The sequence below is a fragment of the Parapedobacter koreensis genome, from assembly GCF_900109365.1.
Classification (GTDB): Bacteria; Bacteroidota; Bacteroidia; order Sphingobacteriales; family Sphingobacteriaceae; genus Parapedobacter; species Parapedobacter koreensis.
The window spans coordinates 45,271-63,783 of record NZ_FNZR01000010.1; the positions used below are offsets into that span (position 1 = coordinate 45,271).

Consider the following 18,513-nt stretch of genomic DNA (forward strand, 5'->3'; position numbering starts at 1 on the left):
AACAAACAGCCAATATCAATTGTAGACTATTCAGCTATCACCTCACTTTGCTTGTTATGCTTAATCGACAACTCAAAATTGGAATCTCCGGATCTTATGGTGGCATGAACCTGGGCGACGAAGCCATACTACAGGTAATGCTCCATCAAATAAAGGGCTCATTGGATGCCGAAATCACCGTTTTCTCCCGCCACGCGGATGACACAAACAATAGGCATCAGGCCGATAATGTAGTCAGCGTAAGGGATCTTTCGCTCAATGAAATAAAACCTTATATTGCCGATTTGGACCTATTTATCTTGGGTGGGGGAGGCATTTTGTATGATCAGGACATTTTGCTGTACCTACGCGAGGTAAAGATTGCCAATGAACAGGGTGTGCCAGTGATGTTATACGCTATCGGTGCAGGGCCGCTGGAAAACCGCTCGCTATATCCCGAAATCAGTGATACCTTAAACAAGGTAAACCTCATTACCGTTCGTGATGTCGATTCAAAACATTTATTGGAAAGCATCGGCGTGACCAAAGCAATACATGTAACTACCGATCCGGCATTCCTCCTTACGCCCGAGCCCATAGACCAAGCTACGTTGGTAAAGGAACAACTCAACACGGAGCGTAGGCTGATCGCGATGTCCGTAAGGGAGCCGGGGGGCGCAGCCCCTGATTTAGATGAAGAAAAATACCATTCCCTGCTCGCCAACGCCGCAGATTACATGGTCGATCGCTTTGGCGCTGACATCCTCTTCATTCCAACGGAGCGCCATCATCGCGACCTCCAACATTCCCATGCAGTCATTTCATTGATGCTCCGCCCGCAGTATGCCCATGTGCTGAAAGGCGAATACTCACCGGGCCAGTTGCTGTCCATTATGAAGCACTGCGATTTTGCTGTGGGCATGCGCTTACATTTCCTGATTTTCGCTGCCCTGCAAAACGTGCCCTTTGTCGCTCTGCCATACGCCGCTAAAGTAAAAGGATTATTGTCCGAACTGGGCATTGACATGCCACCACTACATTTGGTAAACGCTGGCAGACTTATTGCCTACATTGATCAGTTTTGGGACAACCAAGAGGATATCCGCAAGCAAATAAGTGAAAAATTACCCGCTATTCAAACCAAATCAAAGCTTACCCATCAGCTCATGCTGGATATCATGGAAAACTGCGCTACATTTCGATGTTAAGCAAGGGGAATAACTTCCAGATCTTTTCGGGGTGGGCCGGTAAGCACTTGTCCATTGGTGTCATAGCGCCCTCCGTGGCAAGGGCAATCCCAGCTTTTCTCCGCGTCATTCCAAACCACGATGCAACCTGCGTGTGTACACACAGGACTCAGGGCCTTGACAGCTCCTGTGGCTGATTTATACACCGCTATTTGCTTATCTTCATACTTCACCACGGCTCCTGTCTCTGGAGCCAGCGCGACCAACGCGTCCAGCCGCTCGACCGCTATCCTATCCGCCACAAACCGATAGGCGACATCTGCATTTTCCTTCACAAAATTGGCAAACCCGGCAATGGGCTTGATGCGCGACGGTGAAAATAGTTTTTCATAGGGACTTTCCTTACCCAAGATGAGATCGGTCAGTAATAACCCAGAAAAACTTCCAAATAAAATACCGTTTCCACTGAATCCCGTGGCCACATAGGTTTCTTCGTCTCCTGGCAGTTTGCCGATATAAGGCAATCCGTCTGATGGCTCAAAATATTGGGCCGACCACCGATAGTCAATGGATGCGACCTGAAAGTGTTTGCGTATATAAATTTCCAATTCTTGGAAGGCCATGCGGGGATCTCCATGTCCGGTCTTATGGTCTGCTCCGCCAAAAATTAGATAAGGCTTACCATCAAGCAGGTGGCTACGGAAGTAATGGTAAGGATCCTGCATATCGTAAGCCAGCTCACTTGGATAGTCGCCGTCTACAAGTTGTGCACCCAACACATAACTACGGTAGGGTGCACACCGTAAATGCAACATATTCATCCCGGGAGGGATATGTGTGGCATACACCAATCGCTGGGCACGGATAAGGCCGCCGCTTGTCTGTACCTGATGAATGTCATTCTCGCGGACAGCGTCTTCGACCCTTGCATTTTCTATTATCACACCTCCTTTTTTTACAAAGGCGTCCGCAAGCGCATGCAAATAATCGATGGGATGCATCTGCGCTTGTTTACGATATTGAATGGCTTGGACGAAATCCAACGGAAGCGGTATGCTTGTGGTACGCTCGACTTCTACGCCAGCCCGTAGGGATGCCTGATAGATTTTTTCAAGTTCCCCGGCTTCTTTCTCCGTCTGGGCGAAGAGCACTCCGTCTTTGTATGCAAAGTCACAACCGATTTGGTAGGCTGATACGTTACGGGCGATGAGATCCCGCGCCATACGCGCAGCGTTGGCCACCAATTTAGCTCCCGAAGTACCAAAATTATTTTCGATGGTATGGTACGGTGTGTCAAGCATCGTATTAATGTGCGATGTCGTCCCACCCGTGGTGCCAAATCCGACATGACGGGCTTCGGCGATTATACAAGCCAAACCGGCCTCTTGCAAAAGCAATGCCGTAGTCAATCCAGTAATGCCCCCTCCGGCGATAAGCACATCCCACGTCCTGTCCGCTGCCGTATTTTCCCTTCCTGTCCGCTGTGCCCATGCTGTAGCGGATGATTGCCATGGGCTGGATAGTACCCCATCTCTCTTCAAAGAATTCATCGTGGATGTGTCAGCCGAACTGATTTTCATAGCGTGTTGTTTTCAATGATAACATGGGAAGTTTCGTATTGTTTATTGCAAATGCGACCAAACTTTTTGCTTTTTGCTTGTTTATTCTTATATTGTGAGCATTGAATCAAATCGGCATTCCTAATTATGCCGTATACCTCCTGCACCGGATTAGGCATCAATGTTTTTTATGAATCACCCGTCTATCCGCAAACAGGCAGGCGTGTAAACATATTTATTGAGGTAAAGTGAGTAAAACAATCATTGTATCTAATCGGTTGCCCATTAAAATCATCACAGAAGGAGACAGCTATACCTTACAACCCAGTGAAGGCGGACTGGCCACTGGGCTTGCTTCCATTCATGCACAAGGGGAAAATAGTTGGATAGGCTGGCCGGGTGTTTCTGTAGAAGATACCGACCAACAAGCGTATTTCACATCCAAGTTGAAAGAAAAACGATTAATTCCGCTTTTTCTGAATGATGAAGAAATCAAAGGGTTTTATGAGGGATTTTCCAACGAAGTATTGTGGCCCATTTTTCATTACCTCCCTTCTTATGCCAATTATGATTTGGGCAATTGGGAAACGTATGTCAATGTAAATGAAAAATTCAGGGACCTGGTACTTGAGCATGCCGCTCCAGATGATACGATTTGGGTACATGATTACCAGCTATTGCTACTCCCAGGGTTGCTCAGAAAAGCTCTTCCGGAAGCGTCCATCGGCTTTTTCCAGCACATCCCCTTTCCTTCACAAGAGCTCTTCCGGCTTATTCCATGGCGTCGGGAATTATTGGAAGGCATGCTGGGTGCTGATCTGCTGGGCTTCCATACCTTTGATGATGTACGCCATTTTATCAGCTCGGCTACCCGCCTTACTGCGACCAACAACAATTCAAACCGCTTGGAAGTGGATGATCGCACCGTGTTTGTAGAACCTTTTCCAATGGGCATTGATAGCAAGCGGTTTTCAGCCTTGTCGTCAGATGAAGCCGTATTGAATCGGGTTGCTGAACTAAAAGCTGCTTTTGCTGAGCAGAAAATCATCCTTTCCATCGATAGGCTGGATTACAGCAAAGGCATTACACAACGGCTTGAGGCTTTCGATTTATTCCTGCAGGAGAATCCCGACTTTCATAAGCGGGTCACACTATATATGATCGTTGTGCCTTCCCGGGATACCGTACCCCGGTACAAGGAACTTAAGGACCAGATAGACCGGTTGGTGGGCCATATCAATGCCAAGTATGGGTTATATGATTGGTATCCTGTAGCCTACTTCTATCACGGATACCCGGTTGAAGAGATTTCGGCATTGTATAATGTGGCTGATGTCTGTTTAGTGACGCCCATGCGTGACGGGATGAACTTGGTTAGTAAAGAGTATATCGCCAGCAGAAACGATGAAACCGGCGTGCTCATCCTGAGTGAAATAGCAGGGGCGGCCAAAGAGCTCATCGACGCACTCATCGTCAACCCAAATGATATCCACGATATCCGTAATGCGTTGTTGACTGCCTTGAATATGCCAACAGCAGAAATGAAAAAACGCATGAAATCCATGCGTGCGCTCGTATTTAAGTTTAATGTACAACATTGGGCGACCTTATTCATGAATAAATTACAAGACACTAAAAACGTACAATCTACGACCAAAGCCAGGTTGGTTGGTGCAAACATCGAACGAGACATCATTACCCAATATAAAAATGCCAGCAGTAGATTATTACTGCTCGATTATGATGGCACGCTGGTGGGATTCCAAGACGATATTGACAAAGCATTCCCGGATGAAGAGCTTTATCAACTGCTTGACGAGTTGGAAGCCGACATGCATAACCATTTGGTCATCATCAGTGGGCGGAAACATGGCACCTTGGAAAAATGGTTCCACGGCCGGCCGTATAGCCTGATAGCCGAACACGGCGTCTGGACGAAGGAGCCGGAATCGGATTGGAAACTCAAGAGCGGACTCTCCAGCGCTTGGAAGGATGAGGTAAGTGCGCTAATGGAATCATATGCCGACCGCACACCGGGGGCTTTTGTGGAAGAAAAGAGCTTCTCATTAGCTTGGCATTATCGCAAAGTACAACGGGATTTGGGCGCATTGCGGGCGCACGAACTCATTGAAAACCTACGCGATTATTCTGCCGCCTATGGCTTACAGCTATTGGACGGTGACAAGGTAGTAGAAATACGAAGTGCAGAAGTAAACAAGGGCCGGGCGACCTTGGATATCCTTCATGAAAACCGATATGACTTCATCCTGTCTATCGGAGATGATCGCACAGATGAGGATACCTTTCAAGTGCTGCCACCGGAGGCCTGTACCATCAAGGTTGGAACAGAAGTATCCGCAGCAAAATTTTATCTGAAACAACAACGTGATGTGCGTGTCTTGCTGACCAAACTTGCGGCAATGGGTAAGCCGGTTAGCCAATAAATATAGGCCGATCCAGTTTCATCGAAATGCGATAGGCGGCATTCATCAGTCCTACATGACTATATGCTTGGGGAAAGTTGCCCCATTGGCTCCCGTTAGATTCGTCGATATCCTCACTGAATAGCATCAGGTGATTGCCATAGGTCAGCAATCGTTCAAAGGTAGCGACGGCCTCGTCCACGCGGCCTACACAGGCCAACGCTTCCACATACCAAAAGGCACAAATCAGAAACGTCGATTTTGGCTTGCCAAAATCGTCCGAGTGGAGGTATCGGTAAAAAAGCCCTTGCGGCGTCTTCAGCTCACGCTCCAAGGCGGCAAGATGATTGCGCGCCCTTTCGGAAGCTGGATCCAAGTAATGCATCATGATGAGCTGCAACGTACTGGCATCCAGGTGCGGACTACTCGCAGCGTTGGTGTATACCTGCCGCTCCGCGTCATAACAAGCTTCGATATATTGGGCAGCCCGGTTCATCAACGCCGCTGCTTTGTCTACCATTTGTTGGTCGCCAATCGTCCGGCCAATCTTACAAGCCGCTGAACTACCCGCCCATTGAAAGAGGTTTGAATAACAATGATGGTTGGCGAAATTTCGAAATTCCCATATTCCCGCGTCTTTTTCATCCATGGTCTTCTCGATTTTCTGAAGGATATAATCTACCCAACGGCCTGCATCCGAACGCTCGTTGAAAACAAAGCGGTAGTCGGTATATAAAGGCAATAAGGCAATCATTGCCTGCCCATATACATCATTTTGGATATGCTCGTAGGCTTGGTTTCCTATTCGCACAGGTTTGTTCCCCTGATAACCATCCAAATCATCTAAAATATGCTCCGTCAATTCAATTTGGCCATTTATGCCATAGAGCGGCTGAAGCCTGCCGGTATCCACGTGGGTAATATTGGTGATGTAATTGGCATACTGCTCCATTTCTTCAAATTGCCCGATATGGTTTAGCGCTGTGATGACATAGTAGCTATCGCGTAGCCAGCAATACCGGTAATCCCAATTGCGCCCGCTCCCAGGATGTTCGGGCAAACTTGTGGTACCTGCGGCAATGATGGCCCCCGTATCTTCATACTGGTGGATTTTTAAGGCAAGTGCGGAGCGAATTACAGCTGCTTGATAAAAGGATGATATCGTTGCATGCTTTATCCATGTACGCCAATAACCGATGGTCTCACGAAGAAAGTGCTCGACAGTACGTTCAAGGGGTGCTTCGAGCGGTTGTCCATATGTCAATACCAAATACTTGGTTTCACTCAACACGAAAGATTCCTCCCCAAAAAAATGGCTTATCGGTACGTTGGTCGTCAGCCGTAGTTGTTCTATACCATTGCCAAATTCCACATGGTTGCTTCCACGGTATTTAGTAAACGAACGCTGCCCATATGCACTTACTGGATCGCACACCACGCGGATACGGGGGCGATTGTCTAACGGCTCGATTTTCCGGATAAACATCAGTGGTTTGAAATAGCGTTCATATTGCCTGAAACGTGGGGCAAAATCCGTAATCCGGTAGCTTCCATCAGCCGTAGTGATCTCCGTACGCAGCACATTTGTATTTTCAATATAATATTGTTTGCTGCTGTACTCATTTGCAGGTTGGATAGAAAACCGGCCTCCTTTAGTGGCATCCAAAAGACTACCAAAAATGAATGAGCTATCAAAAGACGGCCAACACAACCAAGAAACATTCGTATCCTTTTGAATATGTGCCAGATAAGCACAATTTCCAATTATTCCACTGTTATAAACGTGTCGTTTATCCATATACATTCAAAAATAGCATTATTTAATCGGTGTTCCTTCAAATTCTTCGGGTATGGCTTCCACTTCCAGAAGATGGAAAGGAACGGCCTTCCCTTGACGGGCTAGAATGGGTAATGATACATTCCACACCTTAGTCCCGTCCGGAGTTTGCCCTTCATACTTACCCATATGTGCATGTCCGTGGAAGACGGCTTCCACCTTGGTTCGTTGCAATGGCTCCAACAGCCTTGAAGATCCCAGAAACGGATAAATTTCCAAAGGCTCTCCCTCTACGGTCTCGGGGATAGGAGCATAGTGCATGATAGCTATTTTCGGGATTTCTCCTTGGTGTTGCCCCAGCCTGGACAATGCCCGTTCCAGCTTCAATCCTTCATCAACGGCCTCCTGTACAAATGATTTCATCATGTCCTCACCAAATCGGGAGAGCATCCTTGGCCCAAATCCGCCACCAAACCCTTTAATACCGGCAAAGCCTATGCCTGCTATCACGGTGGATTCACCATCTAATACCTGCATATTAGCTTGCTGAAGCACCTCCTTAATGATTTTATGACGCCCCTTCTCATAATCATGGTTGCCCAACACACCGACCAATTGGATACTGCTGCCCTTCAGCTCTTCGGCGAACAACATGGCCTCATCCTCATCACCTGTATCCGTAATATCCCCCGCAATGACCAAAATATCTGCTTCTTTGTTGATTGCTGCAAAATAGTCCTTCCATTTTCCCCGGTCTGTTTCCCGTACATGCAGATCTCCTATCGCAGCTATCCGTATTGATTTCTTCGTTGTTTCCATAAGCTTTCGATTAAACCGTCATGATGGTATATGCTTTATAATTCCAATCTTTGATATCCACTTCATACTGCGTCTGATCGATCAGCGGCCCCCGACATACTTTCTCCAAGGAAGGAGGCAAATCATATTGCTCTTTTGCCCGACTAATTAAATCATGGAACAACCAATCCGGTATAATGCTGCGGTAATCGGACGGGTAGACGAACTGGAAAATCAACAGTTGCGCCAGCAACAGGTGCCAATGGGTATCCAGTCGTTTCCATAGCCGTGCCCAATCCAACCCGTGACCAGTCTTCAACAGCAGGTGGTTTACGTCGGCGCTATCGTTCCGCTCCCGATTCTGCACATATATCTTGCACCAAACCAATTCTTCCGGTGGGACAAATTTGACAGGTATGCCGCAGAAGTCTCCTTCTTCAGCATACGCATACCACGTGTCATCCACCTTGCAGATATTATTTACCGTATCGAAAATAATGTCAATAAAATAATCCCCTTTAAATACTTTGGCCAACCACCTCGAATCGGTCAGTTCCGTACGATACCCATTCTCTGCAAAACACTTTAAGATCTTCGGATATTCCTGCGGCTGGCAGAAGATATCTAAATCTTTGGTAGCCCGATGGATACCGGTATAATGGACAACCGCATGCCCGCCCCCGATCATAAAGTCACATTGGTTATTTTTCAATAATGTCAGTGCATCACAATAAAAGGTTGTTGTTTTTTCGTTAATCATTGCTCTTGTGAACTATCGCAATTCCCAATAGGGTACTATGCTTCCCTGTTGAGAGACAATCTTCGGGATGCCATTGTTTGGAATTACGACAAAAAAGCAGGCATTTAGGGAATTTACCGGTCTTAGTTATAGTTGTTTTTGCATAATGTAATCGTTCAGCATATAGCCATGATAAGGAATCTCCACGGCCGTTACAATGGCAAAACCTTGCTTTTCATAAAAGGCCTTTGCCGGGTTATGCCGGTATACATTTAACTCCAGGCAGTCCATACCGACCGCCAATGCGTGTTGGGCAACGTGGTCGATCAGTAGCTTTCCTATTCCATGCCCCTGCATGGAGGGGAGGATATACAGTTTTTCAATACGCATGGTGCGGATAGCTAATGGTTTGGGTTGGAAGCCGACAAACCCAATCGGTTTACGGTCTTTCACAGCAAAGGAAAAACATTGGCCCGCTTCCATTTGGTTTAACAAAGCATCTGCCGAATAAATCTGCTCCAACATGAAGCTGATTTGGGCGGCAGTCAATAGCTTATTGTATGTGGGCCACCAAATTTCATGGGCCAACCGATGGATAGTTTCCACATCGGACAATGTCGCAGCCTGGATGGTAATCGTATTCATGATTTATATACATTCGCCCACTAACCCACGCTGTACTGCAAAATAGAGGGAATAAAAACCATCTTTTTCAGTGATATAATGGTTTTCCTGCTGAAGAATCAGACCCATGGTATAGCTTACTGCAGTGTATGCATATACCGATTCACCTTGAGGCTTCCATTTACGGAAACCGGACTTAGCCGCAAATACGCGTCTACCATTACCCAATAAAACGACATTCATGTCGGCATACCGAAGCAGCACCTCTAAATCCACGTTATTGGATACAATATTAACTGCTTTGCATCCCCTTCTCAATAGGTAAGCCAGCGCAGTATCTAAAAATGTACCCGCCAAAGGTAAGGTGATGATGTCGCTTTGGGGCAAAACCAACTGCCCATCGGTGATAAGTATATCCACGTGAACACCCAGCTCGGCTATGGGTTTAACCGTCTCGCCATTAGTGACCACAATGGGATTCCATTCCATCAATTGGTTTAATTGGGGCCATGCGACACCCTCAATATCTGCAATGATTAGCGCAGGTTCTTGGTCTTCCTTGACAATGTGATGCGAAGACATGGGTTGGAACGTAGATTTAATTGCCCAATTGGCGCAATGCAATATAGGCCATCAAACCCGTGCTTACGGCCAATGCACTTTCGTCGATGTCAAACGTGGGCGTGTGGACAGCCGACGTGATGCCTTTGGCCTCATTGCCGGTACCCAAGCGATAAAAACAGGCATCAGCCGCCTGCGAATAATACGCAAAATCCTCGCCTGCAAGCCAAAGGTCAAGGTCAATTACGTTTTCCTTGCCGAGGAACTCTTCGGCATATCCTTTCACCCTGGCGGTTAATTTCTCTTCATTGACCAGGAATGGATACCCTACACGGACTTCAAAATCGCATGTGCCGCCCATGCTTTCAGCAATGCCGACAGCAATTTTCTGCATCCGTACATGGGCCTCTTTACGCCATTTTTCGTCAAACGTACGAAAAGTCCCTTCCATATAAACCTCGTTGGGTATGACATTAGTCGCCCCATTGGCAATTACCTTGCCTATGGATAGCACACTTGGCATTTTTGGGTCGGCAATGCGGCTCACGACTTGCTGTAGCGCGGTAATGATATGCGCCGTGATCACCACGGGATCGATATTTTGCTGGGGTTGTGCACCATGCCCGCCCTTACCTTTTACCGTGATGTACAACTCATCTGTTGATGCCATGTATTTACCGGCACGAAAACCCACCTTACCAGCAGGAATCAAGGGCATCACATGCTGTCCGATCACAGCTTGCGGGATGGGGTTCTGCAATACGCCCTCCTTAATCATCAGGCTCGCGCCTCCCGGCAACCGCTCTTCACCCGGTTGGAAAATCAGTTTGACGGTACCCCCGAAATTCGCTTTCAACGACTGCAGGATATCGGCCGTCCCCAATAATGATGCCGTGTGCGCATCATGCCCACACGCGTGCATTACACCTCTGTGTTTCGAACCGTATTCACGTCCTTCAACTTCCGTGATCGGCAGTGCATCCATGTCTGCCCGCAGGGCTACCACCCTATCCGAAGGTTGTTCGCCGACAATCTGTGCAACCAATCCGGTGTTGGCCATGGGACGATAAGGGATCGCTAACCGTTCCAATTCAGCCTTTACAAAAGCCGAGGTCTGGTATTCTTCGAATGACAGTTCGGGATGTTGATGTAAGTGCCTCCGCCGGGCTACAGTCTTTTCATAAATTTGGGTAGCAAGAACGCCGATCGTATTTTTCATCTTCCGTGTTGCCCTTTATTGGTAAATATAAATTTCCTCGGTAAAGATAAACACATTGTTGAATTGCCTACGCAATCCTTGCATGAGCTCCTGTGCCTCTGCACGACTTCTAAAATCCCCTACCTTCACCCGATAATTGGGCTCTTCATAACTGACATAGGTGTCAATATCTTTGTATAGGCTTTTAAAACGTGCCTGTTCGGCATAGGCTTCCGTCCGATTGGATCCGGAATAAACCTGGACGCGAAAGCCCATCGCTGTCGTACGTGTAGCATTTTTTCTGTCTACAGGTGGAGCATTGGTCGTTGCAGCCGTGATATTGGTGCCTTTTCGACTGCGCTGCATCAAGCTGATCAACGGGTCTGCCACAATTTCTACCTCTCCACGTTGCTGCGCATAACTTGCTACACAACCCGTACAGAACAACAGCGCAGTAAATACAAGACTTTTTACCATTATCTATACTCCTTATTTTGGCTTATGCGCCATGGCAATTTTTATATTTTTTGCCACTGCCGCAAGGACAAGGATCATTTCTTCCCACTTTCTGTTCGTTACGTACCGGCTGGGTACGCTGTAACTCACGGGTATCTTCTGCAGGCGCGCCGCCCCCAGATGCCACCAATTCAGGCTTGGATGTCCGTACCTTAGCTTCCTGGCGGGGCAATGGCCGTGCCTCTCGTACATCCTGCGGCTGTTGATTAGGTATTTCGCCCTTAAATAGGAATCCCACAACGTCTTTATTCATGCTCACCAGCATCTGCTTAAACAGGTTGAAGGCCTCCATTTTATAAATGATAATCGGATCCTTTTGTTCATACACCGCATTCTGCACGGATTGCTTCAACTCATCCATGTCCCTGAGATGCTCCTTCCAAGCCTCATCAATCAACGCAAGAACAACACCTTTCTCAAATGATTTAAATACTTCCTTACCACCGGATTCTACCGCTTTTTTCAGGTTGGTAGCTACCTGTATTCCCCTCAAACCATCGGAGAAGGGTACGACGATATTTTCAATTTGCCCGCCCCTTGAGGCAAATACGTCGGTCAGTACAGGTAATGTCTGTTTTGCTATTTTGTTCGCTTTCTCGTGGTAGTAGCTAATGACTTGGGCAAACAGCTTATCGGTGAGTGTCACCAAGTTGCTATGTGCAAATTCATCTGCATCAATTTCGGGATCCAGGGAAAATACCCGAATCACTTCCAGTTGAAAATCATCGTAAGTGCCAGACTCCTTATACGTTGCCACGATATCTTCCACCACGTCGAAAATCGTATTATTCAAATCGACATCCAGGCGCTCGCCAAACAGTGCATTTTTACGTTTGGCATAAATGACAGTCCGTTGGGAATTCATGACGTCGTCATATTCCAACAGCCGTTTGCGTATTCCAAAATTATTTTCCTCTACCTTTTTTTGCGCCCGTTCAATGGATTTGGTGAGCATGCTATGCTGCATCACTTCGCCCTCCTGCACGCCCATGCGCACCATAATGTTGGAAATACGTTCAGAAGCAAACAAACGCATCAAGGGGTCTTCGAGCGATACAAAAAACTGGGAAGACCCCGGATCCCCTTGCCGCCCTGCCCGTCCGCGCAATTGCCGGTCTACCCGGCGCGACTCATGACGTTCGGTACCGATAATTGCCAAACCACCGACCTCTTTTACTCCCGGGCCAAGCTTGATATCTGTACCCCTGCCGGCCATATTGGTAGCAATGGTAACCATCCCAGCCTGTCCAGCCTCGGCAACAATGTCTGCCTCGCGTTGGTGCAATTTAGCATTCAGCACATTGTGTTTTACACCACGGAGTTTAAGCATACGGCTTAACAATTCTGAAATCTCCACGGAGGTCGTACCTACCAGCACCGGACGGCCCTCTTGGGTGAGTTGATGAATCTCCTCCGCCACGGCATTATATTTTTCACGGGCGGTACGGTAAATCAGGTCGTGCTTATCTTCACGCTGGGTAAGTACGTTCGTCGGAATCTCCACCACGTCCAACTTGTAAATCTGCCAAAGCTCCCCGGCTTCTGTAACTGCTGTACCGGTCATACCGGCCAGCTTATGGTACATACGGAAGTAGTTTTGTAACGTAATGGTGGCGTAAGTTTGGGTTGCATCCTCCACCTTTACATTTTCCTTGGCCTCAATCGCTTGATGCAAGCCATCCGAATAGCGGCGCCCTTCCATAATCCGGCCCGTCTGTTCATCCACTATTTTCACCTTGCCTTCATCAATGATATACTCATCGTCCCGTTCAAATAAGGTATACGCTTTCAGCAGTTGATTTACGGAATGGATACGCTCAGACTTGACAGAAAAATCACGCATCAATTCTTCTTTTTTAGTCAACTTGTCTTCCGGATTCAGCCCCGATTTTTCAATCTCCGCGACCTCCGTGCCTACATCCGGCATGATAAAGAAATTGGGATCTTCGCCAGAGGCCGTGATGAGTTCGATGCCCTTCTCGGTGAGTTCCACCTGATTGTTCTTCTCGTCAATCACAAAATAAAGCTCGGCATCCACCTTGGGCATATTCTTGCTTTGCTCCTGCAAGTAATAGTTTTCTGTTTTCTGAAGGATCTGCCGGTTGCTGCCTTCGCTGAGAAACTTGATCAGCGCTTTATTTTTAGGCAGGCCACGATGAGCACGTAGGAGCGCAAGTCCACCACTTTCCACACCGGCATCACCGGAAACGATTGCTTTTTTTGCTTCGTTCAGCACGCCGTTTATAAACGCTTTTTGGGTATTGACCAACCGTTCTATCCGCGGCTTGAGTTCGTAAAATTCATGCTGGTCGCCCCGGGGAATCGGGCCTGAAATAATCAACGGCGTACGTGCATCATCTATCAACACCGAGTCTACCTCATCCACCATGGCAAAGTGCAATTTTCGTTGTACTAACGCATCAGGTGATTGCGCCATATTGTCACGCAGGTAATCAAAACCAAACTCATTATTGGTGCCAAATACGATATCTGCTGCATAGGCATTACGCCGGGCAAGTGAATTCGGTTGATGCTTATCGATGCAATCTACCCGCAGCCCATGGAATTCAAACAACGGGCCGTTCCATTCGGAGTCACGGCGCGCAAGGTAATCGTTTACCGTGACGATGTGTACGCCCTGGCCAGACAATGCGTTTAGGTATGCAGGAAGCGTACCTACCAACGTTTTACCTTCACCTGTAGCCATTTCAGCAATTTTCCCTTCATGGAGCACGATACCCCCGATAAGCTGCACATCATAATGCACCATATTCCATGTCACTTCATTGCCGGCAGCTATCCACTTATTCTTCCATAGGGCTTTATCTCCATCTCCGACAATCTGTATATGGGGCTTTGATGCTGCCAATTCCCGATCAAAATCTGAAGCTGTCACTTCCAATTCCGTATTTTCAGTAAATCGACGTGCCGTTTCTTTCACGACAGCAAAGGCCTCGGGAAGAATTTGCATCAATACTTCTTCCAGCTTTTGATCGCGTTCTTTTCCCAACTTATCCACTTTGTCATAAATGGCCGTCTTCTGGATCATATCCACCTCCTCCTGATCGGCTTCCGCCTTCAGGTTACTGATTTCCTTATCGATATCGGCAAGGTATTCGGTGATACGTTGTTTGAAGTCTGCCGTTTTAGCGCGGAGCTCATCATTGGTCAAACCTTCAAGTTTTACATATTCTGCTTTGATCTTTTCTACCAAAGGTTGTATATGTTTAATATCTCGGTCAGACTTGCTACCAAATATTTTACTTAAGAATGTTAACATCAGCTAATTGTTTACTAAAATAATACACCAACATCGTCAATAATAGCACCAAAACACATTACCGTCATTATGGCATATCGGGCAAAGTTAGTTATTAGATTTGAGATTTGGGATAGGAGATGTGAGATAGCCTTTCCAAGAATGGCCGCGTATCAGCCGAATCTAAGATAGGAATAGGTCTTTGGTCGTCCGGGGCACCACACCCAATTCCCACGCTTTATTAAACAAGGTAAGTATCGCAGCGCGGCCTTCCACACCAAGCGATATTGAAAAACGATTGACGTATAACTCAATATGCTTATACATGACGTCTTCGCTCATCTCCTGGGCGTGCGAACGGATAAATTCAATACCAGATTTAGGGTTGGCGAAGGCATATTCTACACTTCTGCGAATGACCTTATCGATCCGATGTTTTACCTCATCTGGCAATTGCCGTTTCGCTACGATTCCTCCTAATGGTATGGGTGCGCTCGCCATTTTTTCCCAATAGTCGCCCAGATCAATTACTTTATACAATCCTTTGTCCTGATAAGTAAATCGGTTTTCATGAATAATAAGCCCCAAATCGATATTCCCATCGACCAAAGCCTGTTCAATGCTTGAAAACACCAGCTCTTGCTTATTTTTCAATTCAGGAAAGGCCAAGCCCAACAAAAAATTGGCCGTGGTATACTTCCCCGGTATACCTACCTTGAGGTCGGATCCAGCGGATAGCTGCGCTACCAATTCGGGGCGTTGGCAGATAAGCAATGGTCCTACCCCGAAACCTAACGCACTTCCTGCATCCAACAGCACATAATTTTCTACCGCATATGCATAAGCATGATAGCTTAGTTTAGTGATGTCCAGCTCCCCTTGGAATGCTTTATGATTCAACGTTTCTACATCTTCATAAGACACCTCAAATTCCAAACCTTCCGTATCAATTTTATGATGGATTAATGCGTCAAAAATAAACGTATCGTTGGGGCAAGGGGAAAAACCGAGGGATAGCTTCATATCAGCGACAACTTCTCTATAAAAATCAACAGTAATACGGACACAAAGGTAACCAAAATGACGCCACGAGCGCTCCGTTCAAGCCCGTTTCGGTAGAAAAAACGGACAAACAACAGGTTAATTAACGCTGCGATGACATATAATCCCAAGGGTTTGCCCCCGATAATTATATTGAACGAAGCAAACCAAGCTGTAATGACGTAGGCAACGATTGGTGCCAGTAAACCGACCAGACAACCAAACGGGAAAGAATTCCTTTGCAATCTTGATAATTTCATTGGCTCGTTAAACTTCAAAATCCCAGGAGTTGAGCTCGGGAATTGCATGATGGGCGGTCATATCAAATTGCACGGGCACGATCGAGGCATACTCATTATGCAACGCCCATACATCGGTATCTTCCCCTCTATCCCGTAGCTGGAATACCCCTGTAAGCCAATAATAGCTTCGGTTGCTGGGGTCTGTCCGTTCATCAAACTCTTCCGCCCATTTCGCATCCGCCTGCCTACAGATTTTAATTCCCTTGATGTGTCCCTTGGGAAAATTCACATTCAACAATGTTCCTTTCTGCAACTTATTAGCGAGCACTTGCTTTGTTATCGCACTTACATAAGGCCTGCATCGGGTAAAATCGGCATCGTACTCCAGATCGTCATATGAAAAACCGATGGAGGGGATATCTTCGATGGCTCCTTCCACCGCTGCTGACATGGTACCGGAATACAGCACATTGATGGAATTATTGAGCCCGTGATTGATACCCGACACACAAATATCCGGCTTCCTCCCTTTAAACACCTTATTCACTGCCAACTTCACACAATCCACCGGCGTACCTGAACACTTATACATTTCGACCTCTGGATATATATAAATGCGATCAATACGCAGCGGCTTACCAATGGTAATGGCGTGGCCGGTGCCGGATTGTGGCCCTTCGGGTGCCACCACCGTCACGTCGCCGATTTTTTGCATTTCTTCAATCAATACCTTAATGCCTGGTGCTGTGATTCCGTCGTCATTAACGACGAGTATAGCAGGTCTTTTCTTTGTCATGGGACTAAGTTAAAAAGAAAAGCGTTACGGACAATTATCCGTAACGCTCCCCCCTCAACTATTGGCGTTATCTACAACTTATTAAGCCAATCGACCACTTCGTCACGTGCCTTGCCGGTCTTCTTTTGGATACGACCGACCAATTCATCTTCCTTGCCTTCTTCATACAGCAAATCGTCATCCGTCAATTCCGCATACTGCTGTTTGACCTTCCCTTTCAACTCATTCCAATTTCCTTTTAACTTCAAGTTGCTCATAATCCAATTTTTAATTTATCTCTGATTGGTAAACAATGGGGCATTTGAAAAGTTTCGAAAAAGAGCGTTTTGAGTCAAAAAAAACGGCCACCTTCAACAGGTGGCCGTTTTATTAGGCGGATTCTAAACGAAGAACCTACTTATTTTTTGATTTCGACACGGCGGTTAAGCACGCGGCCTTCTTCAGTTGCGTTTGAAGCAATCGGAGCTGATTCACCGAAAGCTTGAACGTTAACTTTAGCTGCATCTACGCCAGAGTTCACTAAGTATTGTTTTACTGAATTAGCGCGATCCCTTGACAAATTCAAGTTGTAAGCTTCAGAACCTTCAGCAGAAGCGTGGCCATCCAACGTTACCGTTGCACCACTTTCCCGCAATTCAGAAGACAACCGATCAAGCGTAGCATAAGATTCAGTTTTCAATACTGAGCTATCAAACTCAAACTGGATGTTCGAATAAGTAGCTGATACTGTTTCTTTTACTACCGGCTCAGGGAATTTGATTGGGCAACCAGCACCATCTACTTGAGTACCAGCAGGAGTACCTGGGCACTTGTCAAATTTATCAGATACACCGTCACCATCTTCGTCACGGCTCAACTCGTCAACAAGGCCTTCCAATGTAGAAACACGTTGTTTCAACGCTTCAAGCTCGTTGCGCAATGAAGGGTCTTTCAACTCGTCATACAAGGTAGACACCGGATTGTGCCAAGTCAAATCTGGTTTTGAAGAAGAACCCAAAGAGAATTCTAAACCAGCGTAAGTGTAAGAGAACTTATCGTTCGTAGCACGGTCAAGTACTGGACCATACAACGTCTTGTCGTCTACAAAGTTCATGGTGTAACCCAAGTTCAGGGCTACGCGATCGGACAATTTGAACTTCACACCAACGCCAACAGGAATGTTAGTTGCTTTCTTGTAATCCTTATCGCCGGTCAATTCTGCACCGTCGCTGCGCTCTTGTCCCCAGTTGCCACCATTGTCCCAAGCACCGGTAGAACCTTCAGCATCGGTATAGCCAACTGGATTGTAAGCCAATAAGCCCAAACCTACGCTTGCATAGAAATTAACTGCATTTTCCCTTCTCAGGAAATCGATGGTTGCAAATTGGAATACACCATTGATGCTTGCAGAATACTGTACTGAAGTCTCAGCAGATTCGTATCCTGCTGGATCTACGCCTGGCCAAGAGGTGTTATACCAAGTTTTAGCACCGCCTTCGTTATGGGCGAAAATGCGTCCACGGTTTACATTACCTTCTAATCCAAACCAGTTTGAGAATTGCTTGCGGAGTGAAATTCCATAGTACTCACGAAGCTTATATTCAAAAAGACCCAATTCCTTGCCAAAAGAATTAGAACCACCGATAAGCACCGATGGCGTAGTAAAACCACCATTAACGCCAATTGTCCACGTCCTGTATTGGGATCTTCCTCCAAATACAGTCGGCTCCTGAGCTTGTGCTGTTTCAGCAAACCCTAAGGCCGCAACGAGCGAGCAAGCAACCGCCGTTTTGATTGTAGAATAATTCATACTCTGTTTTTTTAAGGTTAAAAAT

15 protein-coding genes are annotated in these 18,513 nt (G+C 46.7%); 2 read left to right on the forward strand and 13 right to left on the reverse strand.

Annotation, left to right across the window (positions count from 1 at the left end; translation table 11 throughout):
• The first annotated feature begins 56 nt into the window (after positions 1-56).
• The gene (locus BMW65_RS20035) at positions 57-1,187 is read left to right on the forward strand and encodes a polysaccharide pyruvyl transferase family protein (protein WP_090608261.1); all 1,131 of its coding nucleotides are present in this window, start codon (positions 57-59) and stop codon (positions 1,185-1,187) included.
• Here the strand turns inward: BMW65_RS20035 and BMW65_RS20040 are convergent.
• On the reverse strand, positions 1,184-2,746 hold the full coding sequence (locus tag BMW65_RS20040) for an FAD-dependent oxidoreductase (RefSeq protein WP_090608263.1): 1,563 nt from the start codon (positions 2,744-2,746) through the stop codon (positions 1,184-1,186). The genes BMW65_RS20035 and BMW65_RS20040 overlap by 4 nt on opposite strands.
• 227 nt (positions 2,747-2,973) lie before the next feature.
• On the opposite strand from BMW65_RS20040, the gene BMW65_RS20045 reads away from it, so the two are divergent.
• The gene (locus BMW65_RS20045) at positions 2,974-5,169 is read left to right on the forward strand and encodes a bifunctional alpha,alpha-trehalose-phosphate synthase (UDP-forming)/trehalose-phosphatase (RefSeq protein ID WP_090608264.1); all 2,196 of its coding nucleotides are present in this window, start codon (positions 2,974-2,976) and stop codon (positions 5,167-5,169) included.
• Here the strand turns inward: BMW65_RS20045 and BMW65_RS20050 are convergent.
• From BMW65_RS20050 to BMW65_RS20110, 12 genes are all read right to left on the reverse strand, one after another.
• Positions 5,159-6,946, reverse strand: coding sequence for a glycoside hydrolase family 15 protein (locus tag BMW65_RS20050; RefSeq protein ID WP_090608503.1), 1,788 nt, complete (start codon positions 6,944-6,946; stop codon positions 5,159-5,161). The two genes, BMW65_RS20045 and BMW65_RS20050, sit on opposite strands and share 11 nt — an antisense overlap.
• Positions 6,947-6,964: 18 nt before the next feature.
• Positions 6,965-7,744 (reverse strand): metallophosphoesterase family protein, encoded by a 780-nt coding sequence (locus BMW65_RS20055; RefSeq protein WP_090608266.1) that lies wholly within the window; start codon positions 7,742-7,744, stop codon positions 6,965-6,967.
• 10 nt (positions 7,745-7,754) lie between these two features.
• Positions 7,755-8,483 carry a nucleotidyltransferase gene (locus BMW65_RS20060; protein ID WP_090608267.1) on the reverse strand — a complete coding sequence of 243 codons (729 nt, stop codon included), beginning with the start codon at positions 8,481-8,483 and terminating at the stop codon, positions 7,755-7,757.
• Positions 8,484-8,609: 126 nt separating this feature from the next.
• The gene (locus BMW65_RS20065; protein WP_090608269.1) at positions 8,610-9,107 is read right to left on the reverse strand and encodes a GNAT family N-acetyltransferase; all 498 of its coding nucleotides are present in this window, start codon (positions 9,105-9,107) and stop codon (positions 8,610-8,612) included.
• 3 nt (positions 9,108-9,110) lie between these two features.
• On the reverse strand, positions 9,111-9,668 hold the full coding sequence (locus BMW65_RS20070) for a hypothetical protein (protein ID WP_090608271.1): 558 nt from the start codon (positions 9,666-9,668) through the stop codon (positions 9,111-9,113).
• A 16-nt stretch (positions 9,669-9,684) separates the two neighbouring features.
• Entirely contained in the window at positions 9,685-10,866 is a 1,182-nt protein-coding gene (locus BMW65_RS20075; RefSeq protein ID WP_090608273.1) for a M20 metallopeptidase family protein, read from the reverse strand.
• A gap of 15 nt (positions 10,867-10,881) precedes the next feature.
• A complete protein-coding gene (locus BMW65_RS20080) occupies positions 10,882-11,322 on the reverse strand; it encodes an SPOR domain-containing protein (RefSeq protein ID WP_090608275.1) in 441 nt (146 codons plus the stop codon).
• Between the two features lie 22 nt (positions 11,323-11,344).
• A complete protein-coding gene (gene secA / locus BMW65_RS20085; RefSeq protein WP_090608277.1) occupies positions 11,345-14,641 on the reverse strand; it encodes a preprotein translocase subunit SecA in 3,297 nt (1,098 codons plus the stop codon).
• Between the two features lie 162 nt (positions 14,642-14,803).
• Positions 14,804-15,643, reverse strand: coding sequence for a 1,4-dihydroxy-6-naphtoate synthase (locus BMW65_RS20090; protein WP_090608279.1), 840 nt, complete (start codon positions 15,641-15,643; stop codon positions 14,804-14,806).
• Between the two features lie 285 nt (positions 15,644-15,928).
• Complete coding sequence (surE, locus tag BMW65_RS20100) at positions 15,929-16,699, reverse strand: 5'/3'-nucleotidase SurE (RefSeq protein WP_090608282.1); 771 nt, start codon at positions 16,697-16,699, stop codon at positions 15,929-15,931.
• Positions 16,700-16,770: 71 nt separating this feature from the next.
• Positions 16,771-16,956 carry a CsbD family protein gene (locus BMW65_RS20105; protein WP_090608284.1) on the reverse strand — a complete coding sequence of 62 codons (186 nt, stop codon included), beginning with the start codon at positions 16,954-16,956 and terminating at the stop codon, positions 16,771-16,773.
• A 140-nt stretch (positions 16,957-17,096) separates the two neighbouring features.
• Positions 17,097-18,488 carry an OmpA family protein gene (locus BMW65_RS20110; RefSeq protein WP_090608286.1) on the reverse strand — a complete coding sequence of 464 codons (1,392 nt, stop codon included), beginning with the start codon at positions 18,486-18,488 and terminating at the stop codon, positions 17,097-17,099.
• Positions 18,489-18,513: the final 25 nt, after the last annotated feature.

Coding starts and splice junctions, on each gene's coding strand:
- BMW65_RS20065 (WP_090608269.1), bottom strand. CDS start 9,107: ATGAATACGATTACCATCCAGGCTGCGACATTGTCCGATGTGGAAACT.
- BMW65_RS20055 (WP_090608266.1), bottom strand. CDS start 7,744: ATGGAAACAACGAAGAAATCAATACGGATAGCTGCGATAGGAGATCTG.
- BMW65_RS20060 (WP_090608267.1), bottom strand. CDS start 8,483: ATGATTAACGAAAAAACAACAACCTTTTATTGTGATGCACTGACATTA.
- BMW65_RS20035 (WP_090608261.1), top strand. CDS start 57: ATGCTTAATCGACAACTCAAAATTGGAATCTCCGGATCTTATGGTGGC.
- BMW65_RS20090 (WP_090608279.1), bottom strand. CDS start 15,643: ATGAAGCTATCCCTCGGTTTTTCCCCTTGCCCCAACGATACGTTTATT.
- BMW65_RS20070 (WP_090608271.1), bottom strand. CDS start 9,668: ATGTCTTCGCATCACATTGTCAAGGAAGACCAAGAACCTGCGCTAATC.
- BMW65_RS20040 (WP_090608263.1), bottom strand. CDS start 2,746: ATGAAAATCAGTTCGGCTGACACATCCACGATGAATTCTTTGAAGAGA.
- secA (WP_090608277.1), bottom strand. CDS start 14,641: ATGTTAACATTCTTAAGTAAAATATTTGGTAGCAAGTCTGACCGAGAT.
- BMW65_RS20105 (WP_090608284.1), bottom strand. CDS start 16,956: ATGAGCAACTTGAAGTTAAAAGGAAATTGGAATGAGTTGAAAGGGAAG.
- surE (WP_090608282.1), bottom strand. CDS start 16,699: ATGACAAAGAAAAGACCTGCTATACTCGTCGTTAATGACGACGGAATC.
- BMW65_RS20050 (WP_090608503.1), bottom strand. CDS start 6,946: ATGGATAAACGACACGTTTATAACAGTGGAATAATTGGAAATTGTGCT.
- BMW65_RS20075 (WP_090608273.1), bottom strand. CDS start 10,866: ATGAAAAATACGATCGGCGTTCTTGCTACCCAAATTTATGAAAAGACT.
- BMW65_RS20110 (WP_090608286.1), bottom strand. CDS start 18,488: ATGAATTATTCTACAATCAAAACGGCGGTTGCTTGCTCGCTCGTTGCG.
- BMW65_RS20080 (WP_090608275.1), bottom strand. CDS start 11,322: ATGGTAAAAAGTCTTGTATTTACTGCGCTGTTGTTCTGTACGGGTTGT.